The sequence below is a fragment of the Citrobacter sp. H12-3-2 genome (assembly GCF_009649895.1).
GTDB classification, from domain to species: Bacteria; Pseudomonadota; Gammaproteobacteria; order Enterobacterales; family Enterobacteriaceae; genus Citrobacter; species Citrobacter portucalensis.
Genome location: NZ_CP045837.1, coordinates 4,234,362 through 4,258,113, shown reverse-complemented (window position 1 = coordinate 4,258,113; position 23,752 = coordinate 4,234,362). Strand labels below are relative to the sequence as shown.

Annotated in this window: 18 protein-coding genes; 12 read left to right on the top strand and 6 right to left on the bottom strand. The window is 52.3% G+C overall.

Translation table 11 applies throughout. The annotated features are described in order from the left end of the window. Positions 1–4 precede the first annotated feature (4 nt). From GHC22_RS20235 to pdxY, 5 genes are all read left to right on the top strand, one after another. Positions 5–1,606, top strand: coding sequence for an APC family permease (locus GHC22_RS20235; protein WP_079934443.1), 1,602 nt, complete (start codon positions 5–7; stop codon positions 1,604–1,606). A gap of 11 nt (positions 1,607–1,617) precedes the next feature. Then, complete coding sequence (locus tag GHC22_RS20230) at positions 1,618–2,628, top strand: Ldh family oxidoreductase (RefSeq protein WP_153753794.1); 1,011 nt, start codon at positions 1,618–1,620, stop codon at positions 2,626–2,628. Positions 2,629–3,438: 810 nt separating this feature from the next. Then, complete coding sequence (locus tag GHC22_RS20225; RefSeq protein WP_016155590.1) at positions 3,439–4,809, top strand: tyrosine phenol-lyase; 1,371 nt, start codon at positions 3,439–3,441, stop codon at positions 4,807–4,809. A gap of 189 nt (positions 4,810–4,998) precedes the next feature. Then, positions 4,999–6,264, top strand: a complete 1,266-nt coding sequence (locus tag GHC22_RS20220) for an aromatic amino acid transporter (RefSeq protein ID WP_032942280.1) — start codon at positions 4,999–5,001, stop codon at positions 6,262–6,264. Positions 6,265–6,275: 11 nt separating this feature from the next. Continuing rightward, positions 6,276–7,133: a pyridoxal kinase PdxY gene (pdxY, locus tag GHC22_RS20215; protein ID WP_071446775.1), complete on the top strand. Its 858-nt coding sequence runs from the start codon at positions 6,276–6,278 to the stop codon at positions 7,131–7,133. 500 nt (positions 7,134–7,633) lie between these two features. Here the strand turns inward: pdxY and GHC22_RS20210 are convergent, their stop codons facing one another. Then, positions 7,634–9,187: an L-lactate permease gene (locus tag GHC22_RS20210; protein ID WP_008786084.1), complete on the bottom strand. Its 1,554-nt coding sequence runs from the start codon at positions 9,185–9,187 to the stop codon at positions 7,634–7,636. Between the two features lie 581 nt (positions 9,188–9,768). Here GHC22_RS20210 and GHC22_RS20205 point away from each other — a divergent pair. The 3 genes from GHC22_RS20205 to GHC22_RS20195 are packed head-to-tail and all read left to right on the top strand — an operon-like array spanning position 9,769 to position 12,614. Then, positions 9,769–10,488: a (Fe-S)-binding protein gene (locus GHC22_RS20205; RefSeq protein ID WP_001102105.1), complete on the top strand. Its 720-nt coding sequence runs from the start codon at positions 9,769–9,771 to the stop codon at positions 10,486–10,488. A 10-nt stretch (positions 10,489–10,498) separates the two neighbouring features. Further along, a complete protein-coding gene (locus GHC22_RS20200) occupies positions 10,499–11,926 on the top strand; it encodes a LutB/LldF family L-lactate oxidation iron-sulfur protein (protein WP_153753793.1) in 1,428 nt (475 codons plus the stop codon). Further along, entirely contained in the window at positions 11,919–12,614 is a 696-nt protein-coding gene (locus GHC22_RS20195; RefSeq protein WP_153753792.1) for a lactate utilization protein C, read from the top strand. The genes GHC22_RS20200 and GHC22_RS20195 overlap by 8 nt, the downstream gene beginning before the upstream one ends. A gap of 49 nt (positions 12,615–12,663) precedes the next feature. Here the strand turns inward: GHC22_RS20195 and gntP are convergent, their stop codons facing one another. After that, positions 12,664–14,007, bottom strand: a complete 1,344-nt coding sequence (gene gntP, locus GHC22_RS20190; RefSeq protein WP_003033260.1) for a gluconate permease GntP — start codon at positions 14,005–14,007, stop codon at positions 12,664–12,666. A gap of 261 nt (positions 14,008–14,268) precedes the next feature. On the opposite strand from gntP, the gene uxuA reads away from it, so the two are divergent. From uxuA to GHC22_RS20165, 4 genes are all read left to right on the top strand, one after another. Next, the gene (gene uxuA, locus GHC22_RS20185) at positions 14,269–15,453 is read left to right on the top strand and encodes a mannonate dehydratase (RefSeq protein ID WP_032942283.1); all 1,185 of its coding nucleotides are present in this window, start codon (positions 14,269–14,271) and stop codon (positions 15,451–15,453) included. A gap of 80 nt (positions 15,454–15,533) precedes the next feature. Next, complete coding sequence (locus GHC22_RS20180) at positions 15,534–17,009, top strand: fructuronate reductase (protein ID WP_048236203.1); 1,476 nt, start codon at positions 15,534–15,536, stop codon at positions 17,007–17,009. A gap of 175 nt (positions 17,010–17,184) precedes the next feature. Beyond that, positions 17,185–17,958, top strand: coding sequence for a Uxu operon transcriptional regulator (uxuR, locus tag GHC22_RS20175; RefSeq protein ID WP_048236202.1), 774 nt, complete (start codon positions 17,185–17,187; stop codon positions 17,956–17,958). Positions 17,959–18,992: 1,034 nt separating this feature from the next. Next, positions 18,993–20,000: a porin gene (locus tag GHC22_RS20165; RefSeq protein WP_111466172.1), complete on the top strand. Its 1,008-nt coding sequence runs from the start codon at positions 18,993–18,995 to the stop codon at positions 19,998–20,000. 62 nt (positions 20,001–20,062) lie between these two features. Here GHC22_RS20165 and GHC22_RS20160 read toward each other — a convergent pair whose 3' ends face one another. From GHC22_RS20160 to GHC22_RS20145, 4 genes are all read right to left on the bottom strand, one after another. Continuing rightward, positions 20,063–20,464, bottom strand: coding sequence for a hypothetical protein (locus tag GHC22_RS20160; RefSeq protein ID WP_032942287.1), 402 nt, complete (start codon positions 20,462–20,464; stop codon positions 20,063–20,065). A 191-nt stretch (positions 20,465–20,655) separates the two neighbouring features. Continuing rightward, positions 20,656–21,843 (bottom strand): MFS transporter, encoded by a 1,188-nt coding sequence (locus GHC22_RS20155; RefSeq protein WP_153753791.1) that lies wholly within the window; start codon positions 21,841–21,843, stop codon positions 20,656–20,658. 91 nt (positions 21,844–21,934) lie between these two features. Beyond that, positions 21,935–22,399, bottom strand: a complete 465-nt coding sequence (locus GHC22_RS20150; RefSeq protein WP_020996242.1) for a GNAT family N-acetyltransferase — start codon at positions 22,397–22,399, stop codon at positions 21,935–21,937. A 13-nt stretch (positions 22,400–22,412) separates the two neighbouring features. Next, positions 22,413–23,693, bottom strand: a complete 1,281-nt coding sequence (locus tag GHC22_RS20145) for a DUF445 domain-containing protein (protein ID WP_003830070.1) — start codon at positions 23,691–23,693, stop codon at positions 22,413–22,415. Positions 23,694–23,752 lie beyond the last annotated feature (59 nt).

The following is a 23,752-nucleotide window of genomic DNA, read 5'->3' as shown; positions in this document are numbered from 1 at the left end:
GACCATGACGATTCACTCTACGCACCAAACACAGGCCCGCGTTGCTGAGGTGGGTAAATTTAAAAAGCAGCTAACGCTAACCGACCTGACGTTTATTGGGCTTGGGGCTATCTTTGGTTCCGGCTGGCTGTTTGCCGCAAGCCATGTGGCATCGATTGCCGGACCTGCGGGCATTGCCTCGTGGGTCATCGGTGGGATTGCCGTTCTGCTGTTAGGGATTGTCTATTGTGAGCTGGGCGCGGCACTGCCTCGTGCCGGGGGGATTATCCGTTATCCGGTCTTTTCCCACGGTGAGTTGATGGGGTATCTGCTTGGATTTATTACGCTGATTGCGTTTTCAAGCCTCATTTCCATAGAGATTGTTGCTGCGCGGCAGTATGCGGCAGCATGGTTCCCGATGCTGACTCAAACTGGCTCAAGCGACCCAACGCTGCTGGGATGGGTGGTGCAGTTTTTGCTGCTGTGTTTGTTCTTCGGGCTGAATTACTACAGCGTAAAAACGTTTGCCCGTTCCAATAACATCATCAGTATTCTGAAATTTTTGGTGCCGTTGGCGGTCGTTGTGACGCTATTTACCTTTTTCAAACCTGAGAACCTGCACGTTCAGGGGATTGCACCCTTTGGTATGTCGGGCGTTGAGGCTGCGATTAGCGCCGGTGGGATCATCTTCGCCTACCTGGGGTTGACGCCAATTATTTCTGTGGCGAGTGAAGTAAAGAATCCACAGCGTACCATCCCGGTGGCGCTGATTTTATCCGTGGTGCTGTCGACGATTATTTACGTGCTGTTGCAGCTGGCATTTCTTGGCAGTATTCCGACCGAAATGCTGGGTGGCGGCTGGGCGGAGATCAGCAAGCAATTTTCGCTGCCGTACCGGGATATCGCCATTACGCTCGGTATGGGCTGGCTGGCGTTTATGGTGGTGTGCGACGCGATTGTCTCCCCAAGTGGTACCGGCAATATCTACATGAACGCCACGCCGCGCGTGATTTATGGTTGGGCGAAAGCAGGCACCTTCTTTAAGACGTTTACTCACATCGATAAAGAGTCTGGCATTCCGCGTCCGGCGCTGTGGCTGACCTTTGCATTGTCTATCTTCTGGACATTACCGTTCCCGTCATGGGAACAGCTGATAAGCGTGGTGTCGGCGGCGCTGGTACTGAGCTACGCCATTGCCCCGGTCACGGCGGCGGGGCTACGCCGTAATGCGCCGGATTTGCCGCGCCCATTCCGCGTGCGTGCCTTCGGGATTATCGGTCCGGTGTCGTTTGTGATTTCGGCGCTGATTGTATTCTGGTCTGGCTGGGGCACGCTGTCATGGCTGCTGGGACTGCAGATTGTGATGTTTGTCGTCTATGTGCTTTGCAAATCAAAAGTGCCGGTACACACCGTAAGTCTGGCACAGCAGGTGAAATCGTCTCTGTGGCTTATCGCCTTCTACGCGCTGATTATGCTCTTCTCCTGGCTGGGCAGTTTTGGGGGCACAGGGGTGATTGGTCATCCGTGGGATACGGTGGTGGTAGCGGTGATGTCGCTGGGAATTTACTACTGGGGTGAGCGAACCTGTCTGCCGCGGGCTAACTTTACCGGTGATGAAGAAGAGTAAAGGAGTCGGTCATGGAGATGGTAAACCTCTCGTTAACAGAGGCTTATGCGCTGGCATATAAGGTGCTGCGCGGGAACGGATTCAGTGAAGCGCATGCCGTGGCGATCGCGACAAACGTGACCCACGGTGAGCGTGATGGCTGTGCCTCGCATGGTTTGTGGCGGTTGCTGGGGATTGTGGAGACGCGACGTAAAGGAACGGTGTCACCTGACGCTGAGCCGGTTATCACCGATACCGCGCCGGCCATTGTGAAGGTGGACGCCGGTGGGGCATTTTCCCTGCTGGCATTCGAGCGCGCGCTTCCACTGCTGATAGAAAAGGCGCGCCACAGCGGTATTGCAGCCCTGGCGATTAACCGCTGTGTGCACTTTTCGGCGCTGTTTGCCGACGTTGAGCCGCTCACGGAGGCGGGGCTGGTGGCGCTGGCGACGACGCCCAGCCATGCGTGGGTTGCTCCCGCAGGCGGGACGCAGCCGCTTTTTGGCACTAACCCGATAGCATTTGGCTGGCCGCGTGAAGAAAAACCCCCGTTTATCTTCGACATGGCCACCAGTGCGGCGGCACGGGGAGAGATCCAACTCCATCAACGGGCGGGAAAAGCGGTGCCGGAAGGGTGGGGGATTGACGGTGACGGTCAGGCCACCACCGACGCGCAGGCGATCCTCGACGGTGCGATGTTGACGTTTGGCGGGCATAAAGGGTCGGCACTGGCGGCAATGGTGGAACTGCTTGCCGGACCGCTCATCGGCGATATGACCAGTGCGGAATCGCTGGCGTGGGATAAGGGGGCTGGCGGATTGCCCTATGGTGGCGAGCTGATTCTGACCCTGGACCCGGCCCGCTTTCTGGGACGGGAGGCTCCGCAGCATCTGGCACGTGCCGAGAGACTCTTTGCCGATATGCAGCGGCAAGGAGCGCGTTTGCCGGGCGAGCGTCGCTATCATTCCCGCTCGCGTACAACTCGTGACGGTGTAGAAATAACCCATTCGCTGTTCAAGGAAATATCCGCGTTAGTGAAATAATTATCGCGAGAACAGGAGGGATGATGTCCCTCCTGTTATACGTTTATATAAATAGTTACTGTGATTAGCGATGCGCAGGTGTTGGCGCACCTTCGTATCGCGCTAATAAAACCCCTGTAAATTCCCCCAGTGATCTTCGGTAAGCCCAGATGTAAATAAGATGAAATAAGCGCGAATAGCACGCTTTCGGAATAAATAGAAAACGCCTTCATCCCAATAAATCCGGTATTATTCATCGCATTTATTCATTATCTTTCACGCGCCTGAATATCCCCATGCTCCAGAAAACAACGCCTGTCGGCATCAGGCCAAAAATGCGATCTAACTCACTGAAGCAAATAGCAAACTCTGAAACAACGCTTAATTGTACACTTTGCTTTACACTTTTAGTGATGTGAATCACAAATATAAACCCGTGAAGTGATCCGACTCTCACAAATTGGGGTGTACTCATTGAGCAATACATTATGAGCACAGCCTGGAAAGTTAAGTTTTCAGTATTTTCCCTCTCCAGTGACATGCAACGGTGAAGGGCAAATCAACACGCAAAAAAAACTCGTTGAATATGAACGGGTAAAAAAATGACGTGTGATTTGCATCACTCACATTTACAGCTTTTTAAATTATTGCCAGTGATTAATGTTGACTGGGCTATTTCCATAATCAATCAAATCTTGCATAGTGCCTCCACATTATTTCTCCCCCTGGCTCAGGAGGCGAATAGTTATATTTCATCAGACTTTATTGATGAACCAGGTATGCTTTACTTCACATTAATACGTACATGACCACTGTTACTGGAGAAACAAAATGAATTATCCGGCAGAACCCTTCCGTATTAAAAGCGTTGAAACTGTATCTATGATCCCGCGTGATGAGCGCCTTAAGAAAATGCAGGAAGCGGGTTACAATACTTTCCTGTTAAATTCGAAAGATATTTATATTGACCTGCTGACCGACAGTGGCACCAACGCAATGAGCGACAAGCAGTGGGCCGGAATGATGATGGGTGATGAAGCTTACGCGGGCAGCGAAAACTTCTATCATCTGGAAAGAACCGTGCAGGAACTGTTCGGCTTTAAACATATTGTTCCGACTCACCAGGGCCGCGGCGCAGAAAACTTATTATCACAACTGGCTATTAAACCAGGGCAATATGTTGCTGGTAATATGTATTTCACTACTACCCGTTATCACCAGGAAAAAAATGGTGCGGTGTTTGTCGATATCGTTCGTGACGAAGCGCACGATGCCGGTCTGAATATTGCGTTTAAAGGTGATATCGATCTTAAAAAATTACAAAAACTGATTGATGAAAAAGGCGCAGAGAATATTGCGTATATCTGCCTGGCGGTGACGGTTAACCTCGCGGGCGGACAGCCGGTCTCGATGGCGAACATGCGTGCGGTGCGTGAACTGACGGCAGCACACGGCATTAAAGTGTTCTACGACGCTACCCGCTGCGTGGAAAACGCCTACTTTATCAAAGAGCAAGAGCAGGGCTTTGAGAACAAGAGCATCGCCGAGATCGTGCATGAGATGTTCAGCTACGCCGACGGTTGTACCATGAGTGGTAAAAAAGACTGTCTGGTGAACATCGGTGGCTTCCTGTGCATGAACGATGACGAAATGTTCTCTTCTGCCAAAGAGTTAGTCGTGGTTTACGAAGGTATGCCATCTTACGGCGGCCTGGCCGGACGCGACATGGAAGCCATGGCGATTGGCCTGCGCGAAGCCATGCAGTACGAGTACATCGAGCACCGCGTGAAGCAGGTTCGCTACCTGGGCGATAAGCTGAAAGCCGCTGGCGTACCGATTGTTGAACCGGTAGGTGGTCACGCGGTATTCCTCGATGCGCGTCGCTTCTGCGAGCATCTGACGCAGGACGAGTTCCCGGCACAAAGTCTGGCCGCCAGCATCTATGTGGAAACCGGCGTACGTAGTATGGAACGTGGAATTATCTCTGCGGGCCGTAATAACGTGACCGGTGAACACCACAGACCGAAACTGGAAACCGTGCGTCTGACTATTCCACGCCGTGTTTATACCTATGCACATATGGATGTCGTGGCTGACGGTATTATTAAACTTTACCAGCACAAAGAAGATATTCGCGGGCTGAAGTTTATTTACGAGCCGAAGCAGTTGCGTTTCTTTACTGCACGCTTTGATTACATCTAAAAAATAGTTATGGCCCCATCACGTGATGGGGCTTTTTTGTATTCCTTTTCCATGAACAGGAAGCCTTTGCGGTGCCCGTTACCGTGACATAACTAAAAAAAGTAAACCCTGACTCCGACATTTTTATTATCCGCATGATGTACAAATGACAGCTGTAATTATAACGAATAGTCTACAGGAACATTTATCATGGATATTAATGCCATTGAGCGACAGAGTAGTACCCCCGGACTGATTAGCGGAACCATGTTGGTTATCGCGACCGTAGTGGGTGGCGGGATGTTCTCCCTGCCGATTGCGATGGCCGGCGTATGGTTCCCCGGTGCGTCTGTTATTCTTCTGTTTATCGCCATCATGATGTTATTAACCGGTCTGATGCTGGTTGAAGTCAACCTGCATTATGGCGCCGGTGCCAGTTTTAATACCTTTACTCAGGATTTATTAGGCCGTAAATGGAATATCGTTGTCGGTATCGCTTTCGGCTTTGTGCTGTATATTCTGACCTATGCCTATATTTCCGGATCGTCAGCGGTGATGGCGCAAACCGTGTTCAAATACAGCGGCGTGCGTTTTCCGGCGAATATCTCGGTGGTGATCGTCAGTATGCTGGTCGGCGCGATTGCCTGGTACAGCTCCTTGCTGGTCGGACGCATCACTACCGTGTTGATTATCGGTAAGTTTATCGCGTTCTTTGCTACTTTCTCCGGGCTGGTTGGTCATATTGAAGTGGCGAAACTTGTCGACAGCGTGGCGGTGGCGCTGCCCAACTCACAGTACCTGCCTTACATTCTGATGACGCTGCCGTTCTGTATTATCTCGTTTGGTTTTCACGGTAACGTGCCGAGCCTGGTCAAGCTGTATGGCAAGAGTGGGGTCTCGAATATCACGCGTTCGATTATCATCGGTACGCTGTTTGCCCTGCTGCTGTACATCTTCTGGCTGGGCGTCACGATGGGTAACATCAGCCGTTCCGCGTTCCCGCCAATTATCGCCAAAGGCGGCAATATCGACGTGTTTGTTGAAGCCATCAGCGAGCTGTTCACCAGCCGGTATATGGATCTGATCCTGACCTTCTTCGGCAACTTCGCAGTAGCCAGTTCACTGCTGGCGGCGACGCTTGGCTTGTTCGATTACATCGCCGACCTGTTTCACTTCCCGGATGACGGCATGGGCCGCCTGAAAACCGCGCTGGTGACCTACTTCCCGCCAGCCGCAGTATGCTTCTTCTTCCCGAACGGTTTTGTGCACGCGATTGGCTACGCCGGTCTGGCCTTTACCATCTGGAGCGTGATCCTGCCGCCGTTCCTGGTGAAAGCCGCGCGGAAACGTTTTCCGACCGCCAGCTATACCGCGCCCTGTAATAACACCGTGCTTAACCTGGTGATTGTCTGTGGAGCGGTTGTCTATCTGACGGTTGTTCTGGACGTATTTGGTCTGTTGCCAACGTTTCGTTAGACGGAGTCAAAATGAAAAACGTGTTGTCTGTTCAGTCGTCAGTCGTTTATGGCTATGCCGGAAATAAAGCCGCTGTGCTGCCGATGCAGCTTTCGGGGATCGATGTCTGGCCGTTTTACACCGTACAGTTTTCCAACCACACCCAGTACGGGATGTGGCAGGGCATGGCGATGCCGCACGGCGAGCTGAGCGCCATCATCAGCGGGCTGGATGACCTGCAAAAGCTGGCGCAATGCGACGCTGTGCTGTCCGGGTATCTTGGAGATAAACGTCATTGTGAAGAGGTGATGCACGCGGTCACCACCATTCGTCAGCGTAATCCGCAGGCGCTCTATTTTTGCGATCCGGTGATGGGCGACCCGCAAAAAGGCTGCATTGTCGCGCAGGGCGTAGAGTCCTTTTTTGTCGATGATGCCATTCAACTGGCCGACATCATGGGACCGAATCTCTATGAGCTGGGCGTGCTGACGGGCAGACAACTGCGTGGTTTTGACGAGGTGGTGGAAGCTGCGCAGCAGCTGGTGTCGTGGGGTGTGAAGAAGGTGCTGGTGAAGCATCTCGGCGACTGTTCGCGGGACAAACAGGCGTTTGAAATGCTGCTGGTGACGCCGGAACAGACGTTACACATTGCCCGGCCGCTGTATACCTTTGCCAAAATGCCGGTGGGCGTTGGGGATCTGATTTGCAGCGTGATGCTGGCCTCACTGCTCAATGGTTATGAGGACAAGCAGGCGCTGGAGCGGACCACCAGTGTCGTCGATGCGGTGATGCGACTGACGAAAGAGCATGATTCGTATGAACTGCGACTGATAGATGCGCGTCACCAGATAATGGATCCGCAAATTCGCTATCGGGCAGCGGTACTGTAGCGCCACGAGGGGGCTCTATGTTTCTGACATTGCTGCGGCTTCAGCATCCTCTGGTCTACCGTTTCGCGTGGCTTCGTCTGTGGGTGGCGGTGTTAAGAGCATGCGGTCTGCGTAAGAGGAAGGGGTGAGTATTTTACGCTGCTGTTGCTGCCGGATGCGGCTCGCGCCTTATCCGGCCTACAAATGAGCGTGAAACGCAGGCCTACAAATGAGTGTGAAATGTAGGCCTGATAAGCGAAGCGCCATCAGGCATAAGTGCCTGGTATTACACGCGGAAGTAGCGTGGTGGAATCAACGCGGAAAAGGCGTCGAACTTCTTCACCATCTTTTTCCAGAACAACATAACAACAATCCTCGATTTGAAACATCGGCGCTATTTTAGTCAGCGCCGACAAATCGTAAAGCCTGTCGCCTTGTTCCGTTCCTGGGACGGTGTAAACCTTTTTGGTCACTGTGTCGTCAAATACGATTGCCGCGAATTTGACGGGGTTGACAATGGCTTACGCCATAAACCAGTAATAAAAGAGACCGACTTTCAGGCCGAGGATCACAATGTAGGCGCAGCAGTATTTCATGGTGCCAGACATAATCTGGTTGGCCTGACCGTCCATTTTGGTGGCAGAAACCGCGATGGCGATGCTTTGCGGCGAAATCATTTTCCCCCCCGTAGCGCCAGAGGTATTGGCCGCCGCCAGCCAGTTAGGATCGATATGCAACTTGCTGGCAGCAATGGTTTGCAGCTTGCCGAACAGAATGTTCGAGTTAGTATCGCTGCCGGTAACGAACGTGCCCAGCGCGCCAATCACCGGGGCGAGGAAGACGTACGAACTGCCGGTCAGATCGACAATCGACTGCGCCAGCGTGGAGATAATCCCGCTGAGGTCCATCACCGTGGCCAGCGCGACGATCGCCATAATTGCGACGATAGAGTTTTTAAGCTGGAAAATGGTTTTGATAAATACTTCCAGCATCCCGCGTGCGGACGCCCCCTGAATAAAACCGCCGATAATGGTCGCAAAGATGATCAGCATCCCTGGTGTGGTCACCCATTCAACTTTCAGTGCCATCGTTTTACCGTCAGCCAACGTGAAATGCAGCACCGAAGCCAGTTGGGACGCCGCGCCTTTTATTGTCGGGAACAGCGGCGAACACAGCAGGATAAACACAAAAATAAACAGATAGATAGAGCCAACCCGGAACAGCACTTTTGCCGAGCGCGGCGTGGTTTCGCGGGTATGGCTGACCTCAATGCGCCACTCTGGATCGGTTTTCCCTTTGCGCAGGCGACTGACCATCGCCACGGCAAACAGGCTGACCAGGCTACCGGCAAAAGCGGGTAATTCCGCGCCAAGATGGATGGCGACAAAATATTGCGGAACCAGCGTGGTGATGCCGCAAATCAACGTGATCAGAAATACGCCACGAATGGCTTTCAGGCCGCCGCCAATAATGCAGACAATCACAAACGGCAGCAGGATATTAAACAGCGCGAGCTGCAAAATAATGGTTCCGCCTAAGGTATAAACCGGCAGATTCACCTGTTCAGCCAGAATAGAAACCGGGATCCCGACCGCGCCGAATGCGGTGGGAACGGTATTCGCCACGAGAGAAGCAATCGCTGCTTTCAGCGGGTTGAATCCCAGCGCAATAAGAATGCCGATCGGAATAGCGACCGCCGTACCATAACCCGCTGCGGCTTCAAGAAATCCACCAAAGCACCATGAAATCAGCAACACCTGAATACGCTTATCTTCGCTAATGCTGGCGAGAATATCGCGCAAAATATCCAGCGCTTTGGTCGCCTGCATGACGTTATAACTGAAGATAGCGCCGAGGATCACAATCACAATCGGCCATAACCCCTTCAGTGCGCCATAGCCTATCGCGGCTTTCAGATTTTGTACGGGCATTTCCCAGAATATTGCCGATAATGCAGCGGTGAATACCAAAGAAATCAGTACGGAATAATGGATGGGCATTTTTAATTTCAGTATTAAAAATACCATAAGTAGTAAAGGAGAGAGTGCCAGGGCAAACATAAAATATTCGTTCATTGCTATTCCTGATTGGTTCATTAAACCTGATTTATATTTATGGCGGGAAGGCTACATTGCTGTGTAAATAAAATATGTAAACTGAATCGCTTCAGTGAATAAAGTAATTATGATTTATGGTTTTGTAACTATTGTAATCTTTTAATTAAAATTCAATGCCAGATAAATATACTTAAGAGCAAGGTAAATACCCATAAGTGGTTATTTAATAACATTTTTAATAATGGTAGTGACGAAGGTAGTAATCATTCGAAACTATTTTATAAGGTGTTAATAACACTGTTGTTTTCAATATAAAAATGTGAGCAAGTCCGAAATAAATAAACATGGGTATTGCATATGCATGTTGATTAGGGGATTATTTGATTTTGTCATACAAATGAAAATACAGACATTTGCGATTGTCCTGATATAAGAAGAGGAGAGTCGCTATCAAAGGAAAACGATCCGTGCATCATAATGAACCCAGACATTAGTAAAACAAGCAAATACAAAAACTGGGCGTGAAATACAGCTGAATCTTTGCTTGATATCGCGATATCAAGCGCAATAAACAGAAATGAAGCAATGGAGTAGTTATTGTGAATGTAAATTTCTTTGTTACCTGCATTGGTGACGCACTGAAATCACGGATGGCACGAGACTCCGTATTGCTGCTGGAAAAACTGGGTTGTCGCGTGAATTTCCCCGAGAAGCAAGGGTGTTGCGGTCAGCCAGCCATCAACAGCGGATACATCAAGGAGGCGATCCCCGGGATGAAAAACCTGATCGCCGCGCTGGAAGACAACGACGATCCGATTATCTCCCCGGCGGGCTCCTGCACCTACGCGGTAAAAAGCTACCCGACGTATCTGGCCGATGAACCGGAATGGGCGCTGCGTGCTGAGAAAGTTTCCGCGCGTATGCAGGATCTCACCTCCTTTATCGTCAACAAACTGGGCGTGGTGGACGTTGGTGCCAGCCTGCAGGGGCGCGCTGTGTATCATCCTTCCTGTAGCTTGACCCGCAAACTGGGAGTGAAGGAAGAGCCGCTTACGCTGCTGAAAAATGTGCGCGGACTGGAGCTGTTGACGTTTGCCGATCAGGATACCTGCTGCGGCTTTGGCGGGACGTTCTCGGTCAAGATGGCCGAGATATCCGGTGAGATGGTGAAAGAGAAAGTCTTACATCTGATGGATGCAAAACCGGAATTTTTGATTGGCGCAGACGTTAGCTGCCTGCTGAACATTGGCGGCCGACTGCAACGGGAAGGCCAGCCGGTCAAAGTGATGCATATTGCTGAAGTGCTGATGAGCCGCTGAGGGGAAAGAGATGTCGATAAAAACCAGCGATGTAGAATTTAAACTGCGTATTCGTCAGCAGATAGAAGATCCGATCATGCGCAAAGCCGTGGCTAATGCGCAGGAGCGTATTGGCGCGAATCGGCAAAAAATGGTCGATGAGTTAGGCCACTGGGAAGACTGGCGCGATCGTGCCAGCCAGATCCGCGATCACGTTCTGAGCAACCTCGACGCTTACCTGTACCAACTCTCCGAGAAAGTGACGGAAAACGGCGGACACGTCTATTTCGCCAAAACCAAAGAAGACGCCACTCGCTACATTTTGCAGGTCGCGCAGAGTAAAAATGCGAAGAAGGTGGTGAAGTCCAAGTCGATGGTGACCGAAGAAATCGGCGTCAACCATGTGCTGCAGGATGCCGGAATCCAGGTGATCGAAACCGATCTCGGGGAATATATCCTGCAGTTGGATCAGGATCCGCCTTCGCACGTCGTGGTCCCGGCGATTCATAAAGATCGCTACCAGATCCGCCGCGTGCTGAACGAACGTCTGGGGTACGACGGCCCGGAAACCCCGGAAGCTATGACTTTGTTCATTCGTCAGAAGATCCGCGAGGATTTCCTCAGTGCCGAAATCGGTATTACTGGCTGTAACTTTGCCGTGGCGGAAACCGGCTCGGTGTGTCTGGTGACTAACGAAGGCAACGCGCGCATGTGCACCACGCTGCCGAAAACGCACATTGCGGTGATGGGCATGGAGCGTATCGCGCCGACCTTTGCCGAGGTGGATGTGCTGATCACCATGCTGGCGCGCAGCGCCGTGGGCGCACGTCTGACGGGCTACAACACCTGGCTGACCGGCCCGCGTGAGGCGGATAACGTTGACGGACCGGAAGAGTTCCATCTGGTGATTGTCGATAACGGTCGCTCGCAGGTGCTGGGCTCAGAGTTTCGCGATGTGCTGCGCTGCATCCGCTGCGGAGCCTGTATGAACACCTGTCCGGCGTACCGCCACATCGGCGGACACGGCTATGGCTCTATCTATCCTGGACCTATCGGCGCGGTGATTTCTCCGCTGCTCGGTGGCTATAAAGATTTTAAAGACCTGCCGTACGCTTGTTCTTTATGCACGGCCTGTGACAGCGTCTGCCCGGTGCGTATTCCGCTTTCAAAACTGATCCTGCGTCATCGCCGGGTGATGGCCGAGGAGGGCATTACGCCGAAAGCCGAGCGACGGGCGATCAAAATGTTCGCCTATGCCAATAGCCATCCGGGGCTGTGGAAAGTCGGGATGATGGCGGGCGCGCATGCGGCGAGCTGGTTTATCAATGACGGCAAAACCCCGCTCAAGGTTGGCGCGATTGGTGACTGGATGGAGGCGCGCGATCTGCCTGATGCTGACGGCGAGAGCTTCCGTAGCTGGTTTAAGAAACATCAGGCGCAGGAGAAAAAGAATGGGTAACCGTACCGCGTTTTTAAACACCATCGCCCAGGCGCTGGGTCGCCCGCTGCGCTTCGAGCCGCAAGCAGATGCCGCGCCGGTTAACAACTATGCCAACGAGCGCCTGACCGAGCTTAGCCCCGAGCAGCGCTGCTCTGCGTTTATCCTGTTTGCCAGCGAAGTGATGCTGGCCCGCTGCGAACTGACCAGCGAGGACCAGGCCGCAGACGCGGCGCTGCGCCTGTGTAAAGAATTGGGTCAGCAGCCTGTGGTGCTGAGCGGCGACAGTCGGCTGGTGGATCTGGGTATCACCGAACGCTTACAGCAGGAATGCCACGCTGTGGTCTGGGACCCAGCGCGTGGTAGCGAAAATATTACTCAGGCCGAGCAGGCGAAAGTGGGCGTGGTGTATGCCGAGTATGGCCTGACCGAGTCCGGCGGCGTGGTACTGTTTTCCGCACCAGAGCGCGGGCGCTCCCTGAGCCTGTTGCCGGAGTCCTCGATTTTCGTGCTGCGTAAAAGCACCATCCTGCCGCGCGTGGCGCAACTGGCAGAAAAGCTGCATCAGAAAGCACAGGCCGGTGAGCGTATGCCATCATGCATTAATATCATCAGTGGACCCAGCTCGACGGCGGATATTGAGCTTATCAAGGTGGTTGGGGTGCATGGCCCGGTGAAAGCGGTGTATCTGATTATTGAGGATTGTTGAGGCAGGATGGAAAACCGCTCTGGCACTATAGGCCAGAGCGGTATCGACGTTATGCAATCATGCTGATGATCAACACGATAATCAGGCCAACCACGGAGTTTACCAGCTCCAGCAGACCCCAGGTTTTCAGCGTATCCTTCACCGACAGGTCAAAGTAGCCTTTGAACAGCCAGAACGAAGCATCGTTGATATGGGTCAGGGTGTTGGAGCCGGCCGCTGTTGCCAGCACCAGCAATGCCGGGTCGACGCCCACCAGTTGACCGGTTGCCGGGTCGAGGATCGCTGCGCTAATAATCCCCGCCGCCGTCATGGCTGAGACCACGCCCTGACCCGTTGCCAGACGAATCAGCACGGTTATCAACCATGCCATGATGTAGGGAGAAATATTGCCGTGCGACATCAGCATGCCGATGGTATCGCCGATGCCGGTATCGATAATGGTTTGCTTCAGTACGCCGCCCGCGCCGATGATCAGGATCACCATGGCGATGCTTTTCACCGCGTTTTCAAAGGCGTTCATTACCCACTGCATGTCGTGACCGCGCGCGGTACCAAACAGTACGAAGGCGACAACCATGGCGATAAACATCGCAATCGGCGAGGAGCCTAAGAAGTTGACCACTTCCCACGCCTGCGTCCCTTTCACCAGCCAGATGTTGGCGATGGTGGTGGAGATCATGATGATCGCCGGGATCAGCGGTACCAGGATAGACACGCCGAAGGACGGCAGGTTGTTCTGGTCAACCGGTACGTCGGCCTTCATGAATGACGGCGTTGGACGATCGAGGTTGCCGAGGAATTTCGGCAGGATAAGTCCGGCGCAGATCACGCTCGGAATGGTCACCAGGATACCGTAGATGTAAACCATGCCCATGTCAGCGCCGTAGGCGTTAACCAGCGCGACCGGACCCGGCTGCGGTGGGAACAGTGAGTGGGCGGTGGTGGCGGCGGCAACCGCAGGAATCGCCAGCTTAAGGAACGGGATCTTCGCTTCCGCGGCAATGACGATCACCAGTGGTGCCAGCATAATAAACGCCACTTCATAGAACATCGCCAGGCCGAAGATCAGACCAATAATGATCACCGACAGCTGCACGTAACGTAGACCGAGTCGCGCCAGCAGCGTATGGGCAATCTGATGCGCCGCCCCGGAATCAACCATCAGCTTACCGATGACGGCCCCGAATACCACGATAATCGCCAGCTCACCCAGCGTGCTGCCAAAGCCGGATTTCATGGTATGCAGCAGTTCCATTAAATCCATTCCCGCCAGCATACCGACCGAGAGTGCCGCCAGCAGCAGGGCGACCATCGAGTTTATTTTGAATCTTAAATTGAGCACCAGCATCAGGCCGATGCCGAATACAACCCACAGAATATTGAGAACGTGCATATAACGTCTACCTTACTTTGGTTGAACTATTATGATTTTGGTTGAGATGTTACATATATTGGTCAACCTATGATGCGATGGATGTCACATTGCGTTACATGTTTACATTAATACTGGGTTGTATGGCCGTTAATTAGCGGTATGGTCAGCAGATATCGTGATTTGGTAAACCAATTCATCGCTTCAGGTTGACATGTAATACCAAAAGGAGGAATTTATGTGCCATATCGTCGAGTCCATAACGTAAACGAGGAATAAAACATGGAACAGACATGGCGCTGGTATGGTCCTAACGATCCGGTCACCTTAGCGGATGTGCGTCAGGCGGGTGCAACGGGCGTTGTCACTGCCTTGCACCATATCCCGAACGGGGAAGTGTGGACGGTTGATGAGATCCTGAAACGCAAAGCCATTATTGAGCAGGCGGGCCTGGTATGGTCGGTCGTCGAAAGCGTACCGATCCACGAAGACATTAAAACCCGTTCCGGCAACTATCAGCAGTGGATTGCCAACTACCAGCAAAGCCTGCGTAACCTGGCCGAGTGCGGCATTCGTACCGTGTGCTACAACTTTATGCCGGTTCTCGACTGGACCCGTACCGACCTGGAATACGTCCTGCCGGACGGCTCCAAAGCGCTGCGTTTCGATCAAATTGAATTTGCCGCCTTTGAGCTGCATATCCTCAAACGCCCTGGCGCGGAAGCGGACTACACCGCCGAAGAGATTGCGCAGGCGAATGAACGCTTCACCACCATGAGCGAAGAAGACAAAGCACGTCTGACCCGCAATATCATCGCCGGTTTGCCGGGCGCGGAAGAGGGCTACACGCTCGACCAGTTCCGCCAGCATCTTGAACGCTATAAGGATATCGATAAAGCTGCGCTGCGTGAGAATTTTGCCGTCTTCCTGAAGGCGATTATTCCGGTAGCAGAAGAGGTCGGTGTGCGTATGGCGGTACATCCTGACGATCCGCCGCGCCCAATCCTTGGCCTGCCACGCATTGTTTCCACCGTGGAAGACATGCAGTGGATGGTCGATACGGTCAACAGCATGGCGAACGGTTTCACCATGTGTACCGGCTCCTACGGCGTTCGTGCGGATAACGACCTGGTCGACATGATCAAACAGTTTGGCCCGCGCATTTACTTCACCCATTTGCGCTCCACGCTGCGTGAAGATAACCCGAAAACCTTCCATGAAGCGGCGCATCTAAATGGCGACGTTGACATGTACGAAGTGGTGAAAGCGATCGTTGAGGAAGAACAGCGCCGTAAAGCCGAGGGCAAAGAAGATCTGATCCCTATGCGCCCGGACCACGGTCACCAGATGCTTGACGACCTGAAAAAGAAAACCAACCCAGGTTACTCCGCGATTGGTCGCCTGAAAGGCCTGGCGGAAGTGCGTGGCGTTGAGATGGCTATCCAGCGCGCTTTCTTTAGCCGCTAAAGCAGTGTTGCCGGTCGCCTGTCTGGCCGGCTTTTTTCTTTTCTCACCGTTGGTCTTTCCGACGGGATCTGGAGTTCACGATGACAACGACAATTGCCAATAGCAACCTGCCGGTTGCGCGCCCCGCATGGGACAGCTCTCGTCTGCAATCCCGCATTGTTCACCTGGGATGCGGCGCTTTTCACCGCGCGCATCAGGCGCTGTACACCCACCATCTTCTGGAAACCACCGACAGCGACTGGGGTATCTGTGAAGTTAACCTGATGCCGGGTAATGACTGCATACTGATTGAAAACCTGCGCAAGCAGCAATTGCTGTATACCGTGGCGGAAAAAGGCGCGGACAACACCGTGCTGAAAGTGATTGGCTCAATGAAAGAAGCCCTGCACCCGGAGCTTGACGGCTGTGATGGTATTTTACAGGCCATGGCACGCCCGCAGACGGCAATTGTCTCGCTGACGGTCACGGAAAAAGGCTACTGCACCGATGCTGCCAGCGGCCAGTTAGATCTCAATAACCCGCTGATTAAACACGATCTGGCAAATCCAGCCGCGCCGAAATCGGCGATTGGTTACATCGTACAGGCGCTGCATCTGCGTCGTGAGCAGGGGCTGGCGGCCTTTACCGTGATGTCCTGCGATAACGTGCGTGAAAATGGGCATGTGGCGAAAGTCGCGGTGCTGGGCCTGGCGCAGGCGCGTGACCCGCAGCTGGCGCAGTGGATTGAAGCAAACGCCACTTTCCCGTGCACCATGGTAGACCGCATTGTTCCGGCGGCAACGCCAGAAACGTTGCAGGAGATTGCCGACCAGTTGGGCGTTTACGATCCGTGCGCTATCGCCTGCGAACCGTTCCGCCAGTGGGTGATTGAAGACAACTTTGTTAACGGTCGCCCTGACTGGGACAAAGTCGGCGCACAGTTTGTTGCCGACGTAGTACCGTTTGAAATGATGAAACTGCGCATGCTCAACGGCAGCCACTCTTTCCTCGCTTATCTGGGCTATCTTGGCGGTTATGAAACCATCGCTGACACCATGACCAATCCAGCGTACCGCAAAGCGGCGTTTGCGCTGATGATGCAGGAGCAAGCGCCGACGCTGTCGATGCCGGAAGGTACCGATCTCAACGCCTACGCGACGCTGCTGATCGAGCGTTTCAGCAACCCATCTCTGCGCCACCGTACCTGGCAGATTGCGATGGACGGCAGCCAGAAACTGCCGCAGCGCCTGCTGGATCCGGTGCGTCTGCATCTGCAAAACGGCAGCGGCTGGCGTCATCTGGCACTGGGCATCGCGGGCTGGATGCGCTACACCCACGGTGTGGATGAACAGGGGCAGGTCATTGATGTTGTCGACCCAATGCAGGCCGAATTCCAGCGCATTAACCAACAGTTCCAGGGAGCCGAACGCGTGACGGCTCTGCTGGGGTTGAGCGGCATTTTTGGTCATGATCTGGCGGAAAACGCCGACTTTGTTGCGACGGTTACCGCGGCGTATCAACAGCTGTGTGAACACGGCGCACGCGAGTGCGTTGCAGCGTTAAGCGCTGACGCATAACCTCCCAGGTATGACGGGTCAATCAAAATACTAATTTGGTTGACCCGTTTTCTGTTTTTGGCTTCCCGCAAATGCTATAGTTCAGGCGAAAAAACGTTATTGGTAGGCCGGATAAGGTGTGCGCAGTCATCCAGCCTCCGGATTCTGAATTGACGCATCTGACGGACATAACACGATGAAATCAAACACTTCTCAGCAAAGACCCTATCAGGAAGTGGGTGCAATGATCCGCGATCTGATTGTCCAGACGCCGTACCTGCCTGGTGAGCGCTTGCCGCCGGAGCGTGAAATCGCCGAGAGACTCAATGTCACTCGCACGGTGGTGCGCGAAGCGTTAATCATGCTGGAAATTAAAGGTCTGGTGGACGTGCGTCGTGGCGCCGGGATCTACGTGCTCGACAATGTAGAAGCTCAGACCATCGACAGTTCGGATGTGAATCATTGCAATGATGCAGGCCCGTTTGAGCTGCTCCAGGCGCGACAGCTGCTGGAAAGCAACATCGCCGAATTTGCCGCGCTGCAGGCCACCCGCGAAGATATCGTCAAAATGCGCCAGGCGTTGCAACTGGAAGAGCGGGAGCTGGCCTCCAGCGAACCGAACGGTTCTGAAAGCGGTGACATGCAGTTCCATCTCGCTATCGCCGAGGCCACGCATAACAGCATGCTGGTGGAGCTGTTCCGCCAGTCATGGCAGTGGCGCGAGAACAACCCGATGTGGATCCAGCTTCATAGCCATCTCGATGATACCCACTATCGTAAAGAGTGGATGGGTGACCACAAACAGATCCTGGCAGCGTTAATCAAAAAGGATGCCCGCGCGGCCAAGCTGGCGATGTGGCAGCATCTGGAAAACGTCAAACAGCGCCTGCTGGAGTTTTCAAATGTTGATGACATCGACTTCGATGGCTATCTGTTTGACTCCTGGCCGCTGGATAAAGTTAACGCCTGATTTTACCACCTCTCATGCGGGCTGTTCCGGCCCGCTCGGCATTGCATAGCAACCTTTCTTTTTACGTCTTAAACCTTATGTAAAAAATGGTTTCCATAGTCTTCAGTGATCATTTTTTTCGCCGCCCTGTGTAATGTAAATTGATTTTCATCAATTAAAAACAACTTATTTTTGCTTGCGAAAAAATGCGCTATTTACCTTATTTTTACCTTTTCGTGCGTATTTTTAGACAAAACTGGTCTGTATTAAGTGAGAATCAAAGTGATTTCCGCTGCGGTTAGGGCAGGGCCGCCTGGCATAGCAGCGCATAAAAACACGTGGTTTGCGTAAAAGTAGACATTAATAACTACATGTAACCTATTGGCTGTAATGATGTTTTGACTGTATATCATTATCCATGTGAATGATTCATGCTTTTTTAATCAAATGAATAAAAACGAATATATGTAAAGTTAAAATTACACATTATTCTATAAACAAGTTATCTTTCACTTGAAATATCGTTCCATTTTTCCGCTGTTTATTAACAGTTTTATTACGATTGTGAATGTTTTTTACCGTTGACATGTTTTTACACTGACTGCATATTTCATCGCCATAAGCGTCTTATTGCGTTCAGGAGATGATGACGATGCCCTCTCGAGATTACCCTGATATCCGAAAAGCCAGGGGAACCCGATCAAAAGATATGGTTCTATTAAGTGCCCGTGTCGATACTTCTCTATGGGAATATGTTCGGACGCTGGCATTTGAAACCCGTAAAAGTAAACAAGATATTATCGCTGAGGCGTTAATGTTACATCGCTCTATTAATGAGAGCACAAGCGAAGAATCTAAGTAATTACTCTCTGTTCGGGTTTTCTTTAAAACCCAAAATTGAAATAGGTCTTGCCACTTCATTATTGCCTTTATTGGTATATTTTTTCGGTGTGTTATTGGTGTTTCCCCTTATCTGGAGGGGACTTTTTTATGTGGGCATTCCGCCTTCATAACAAAGTTGATAGCAAAATTCACAATTAAAAGTGAGTAATAACATGAAAAAGTCAGTAGTGGCATTAGCTGTAATGGCATTAGGGGTAACCTCCGTTCATGCAGCGGAAATTTATAATAAAGATGGCAACAAACTGGATCTGTACGGCAAAGTCAAAGCGGTCCACTCCTGGACTGACGGCACCGATGCTGACGGCACCTACGCACGTCTGGGTTTTCGCGGTGAGACTCAAATCAACGATCAACTGACTGGCTATGGTCAGTTTGAAAGTCAGTTTGATGCCGCTAAAGCAGAAGGTTCTCAGAATGGTGTTAATACACGTCTGGCGTTTGCTGGTCTGGATTATGGCCATGACGTTAGCTTTGACTACGGTCGTAACTACGGTATCGCTTACGACGTGGGAGCTTACACTGACACTCTCTCAGAGTTCGGCGGTGACTCCTATGAAAATACTGACCGCTTCCTTACTACACGCACTTCTGGCGTTGCAACACTCCGCACCAAAAATCTGTTTGGTGCCGTTGATGGCTTGAGCCTGGGCGCGCAATATCAGGGTCAGGATGATTCAGATAAGGATCCGACGAAACAGCACGGCAATGGCTACGGCTTCTCCCTGGGCTACGACAATATCGCTGATTCCGGCGTATCTGCCATTGCAGCCTACACCAACAGTTCTGTGACTGCTCAGCAGAAACAAAATGGTTGGGATGGCGAAAACGCAGAATTCTGGGGTGCTGGCCTGAAATATGATGCAAACGCTATCTACGTTGCGACCATGTACGGCGAATCCCACAACCTGATTCAGGATGCGGACAAAGCGCAGCACTTTGAAGCGATGGCGGCCTATGTGTTTGATTTTGGTCTGCGTCCGAACGTGGCATACGTTCATGCACGTGACAACAACAACACTGATCTGACCGAATACGTTGCGCTGGGCACAGACTACTACTTCAACAAAAACATGGTTGCTGATGTGGGTTACAAAATTAACCTGCTCGATGGCAAAGACGGCGACAATCAGGTTGTTGCGGGTCTGACCTATCAGTTCTAAGTAGTTATACTAGTACGAAAAAGGCGTCTTGGTTAAGACGCCTTTTTTACATCTGTTGGAGTTTAAACCGGCTGACTCTCTTTCATCTGTACACCGCTAAACAGCCATTGCCAGATGCCCACTTTTACCCATGCGACCACGCAGAGGATCAGATAAAAAAGCGGATTATGGGTAATGGTAACGCGCATGACTTCCATTAAATCCACATGCAAATTTCCGGCAATTGCCATATTGATAACAAAAATAGAGGCTACCGCGCTGGCCAGTAAAATAAGTATGGCATGTAACTTTGTTATCTCTGGTAACTTGCCAGAGGCCCATTGCCATAAGAATGTTGTTGATAACAGGAAGATAATAAACAATCCCAGTGCGCCAAACAGGCCAAAGTCTTTATAATCCTTTAGCGTGCCAATTAAACCCGCCAAAATAATTAACCCCAGTAGTATTTTTTTAAACCACGACATGTGCCTTTCCCGAAGATGGTGTTGATGTTGAATTAATATGTCCATTTTTACGCATTTTAAATTGAGTTTATAAATGAACAGCCGGGAATTATAAATTGTCTGACGGATAATTGCCGATTATTTGCGGTTTATTAAATGCTGACATTTAATTGCGGACTAATCCGAATATATCTTCTTTAGACGTTAGCCGGTTATACCCTTTTGGGCGAGACGAAACGCTGTTTGTATAATTGCGTGAGGCTGATAAGTGCCGCAATTAACAACGCGACCGCGCCGCACACCGTGGCGTTAACGATCGCCTGTGCGCCGCTTCCCAGCAGGCTGGTTAATAGCGGACCAAGTATTTGCCCAATGCCGTAAGTCAGAGTGACCAGGCCCAGCAAATTAATATTGCGCGGTACGCTTAGTTGACGGGCAAGCGGCATCACCAGTGAGGTGGTTCCCATAAACGTTGCGCCAAACCCCATGCTGCTTATCACCAGCAGCGGCAAGGAGCCGCTGGCGAGCGTCATGACCACGCAGGCGCTTTGAATCAGCAAATTCGCCGTCAGGCATTGCAATACTCCCCAGCGTCGGGCGGCCCACAGCCAGGCGAAACACCCCGGAATTATCGATATGCCGACCAGCGACCAGAGATGGGCAGTCAACAGCGGCGAACCGGCACTTTTCGCCATTAGCGGCAGGTAGGTGGCGACAATGATGTAGCCAAATCCGGCCAGCCCGTACAGTAGAGCCAGCAGCCACCAGGACATAGGCTGATGCTCTGTTTTTACCGGGGCCGCAGCGGGGAGCACGTGATCGCGAGATGGCAGGAGTATAACCAGTAGCACAAAGAACAGAGCCGAGGCTGCCGCTGCGCCCAGCCAGAGCGTGTGCGATGAAAGCGCAAAATGCAGACCGCTAATGACATATTCATTGCCCAGCAAAATACCTGCACCAACGCCGGAGAACAACGCCGCGATCACGAAGGGATGCCGGGTATGATGCAGAACGATCATTGAGCCAAAGATCATCATACCGGCACTGGCGACGCCCGCCAGAAAGCGGATCAGCATCACCAGCGCGGGCTGCGTTAAGCTTGCCATCGCCAGAATCAGCCCTGCGGTAGCGAGCGCGGACGTTAGCAACATCGGGCGTAAGCGAGAGGGAAGATGGAAGAGCCCGAAGGAGAAGAGCAGGCTTCCCGCCAGATACCCGGCGTAGTTGGCGCTGGCAATCCAGGAGAGTTGGTCAAATGTAAATTGACCTTCCGACAGCAGCACCGGCAGCATTGGCGTATACAGAAAGCGCCCAATTCCCATACCCAGTGTTAAGACCAGCATGCCAAAAAGCGCGACGCTGATGGCATGACGATTTGAATCTGGGCTTCCCTGGGACATACGGACTCTCATTTCGCGCTGTTAGTTGATAATTGTTATATTACATGCGTAAATGATAATGAAAAGTAAAATAGCGCAAGGCCTAATGCTGTCAAAGATTACGGCTGTAGACCCGTGAGACTTCCCCCCACGGATGATAGCCCGGCCCGTCAAAGTAAAATCCCGCTTTCTCGTATAAGCCTTCCAGGTCAGTACACAAATGAAGCCGCATAAAGCCTAACTGTCTGGCCTGCTGCGCAATATGTTCAATCAGGCGAAACGCCAGACCGTGACCACGATAGCGAGGATCGATATAGAGCGCGCATAGCCACGGCCACAGTTCGCCGCGACTGATAAAATCATTGGTGATCAATCCGGCGCAGCCAACAATGCTGTCGCCGTCCTGCATCCAGTACCACTGCGGTAGCGGGTTCTTTGCGCCAATACAACGATGCAGTGCATCCTCGTAAACTCTCATGGAGTCTTCTGAGGCCCATTGTTGCTGAAAGTAAGCGGTGACCTCGTGCAGTTTTTCCGGTGTTTCGCGCAGGGAAAAAATGCGGATGTTCATCGTCATTGAATTTTTCTCCTTAAAAATTCGCCAGCGTCAGCAGGGAAGGAATTTGCGACAACAGATATAACACCAGCCCAATAGAACCGCCAACCAACGTGCCGTTGACGCGGATAAACTGCAAATCTTTACCGATGTTCAGCTCGATTTGCTGCGACATATCGCGTGCATCCCAGCTTTTCACCGTGTCGCTAATGTGGCGCGTCAGGAAGGTGGCGAACTCTGGCGCTACTTTATGTGCGGCCTGCTCCAGATGCCCATTCAGTGAGGCGCGCAGGGCGCTGTCGGCTACCAGCGTTTCGCCGAACCACTGCCCGGCGCTGGCGATGCGCTGCTTCACGCGGGAATCATCGGCGTTAATGTCGGTTTTCACCCACTGACGCAGATCTGCCCACAGCTCGCCAAGATAACGGTTGAAGGCTTCATCTTCCTTCAGATAGCTTTTCAGGCTTTCGGCCCGCACGGCCATCTCCGGATCGTGTTTGAGCTTATCGATGAGCTTAAACGTGGCGCGATCGAAGGCATGGCGGATCTGATGTGCGCGATCGTGGCTGATGTCATCCAGCAAGGAGTTAACGGCATCAGACACCAGCTCGGCGCTGTGCTCGCCCAGCCATTCGGTTGGCAGGATCTTCGCTTTCAGCGGATGTTCGGTTTCCAGCCAGTGCACGACCTGTCTGGCGATAAACGCTCGCGAGCTGTCGCGCTGGAGCAGGGCGATCAGTTGGGCGATCAGCGTGTCGAGCAGCACCTGATGGCGATTGTTTTTGGTCATGCTTTCCAGCATTAGCGCGCTGGTACCGGAGAGATCGACCTTGTCGATGGCCTTGTGCACCGCCCGCTTGATCAGCCGTTGAATGCGCGAGTCGTCGGTCAGTTCGAGAAAACCACTCATGATCTGCAGCAGATGCTGGCCAATACGCTGGGCGTTTTCCGGCTGGCTGAACCAGTTGCCGATCAACAGCGCCGGTTCATGGCGGCGGATCAGCGCGACCAGCGACTGGGTATCGAGAAATTTTTCCTGGACAAATTGCCCGAGATTTTCGCCGATCCGATCCTTATTGCGCGGGATAATCGCCGTGTGCTGCGAGATAAACGGGATCGGCACCCGGCGAAAAAGCGCCACCACCGCAAACCAGTCCGCCAGCGCGCCCACCATCGCCGCTTCGGCGATCGCTTTGATCCCCAGTACCCAAAAGTTAGGCGGCAGAAACAGCGTGATGACGAAGGTGGCAGCGGCAATCAGCAGCAATGAGAGCGCCAGTCGCTTGGCGCGTTTGAGTTCAGCAATTTTATTCATAGGCTTAAGGATAGAGCCAGACGGGGGGATCGCGCAAAAAATGTGGAGCGCCTCCCATT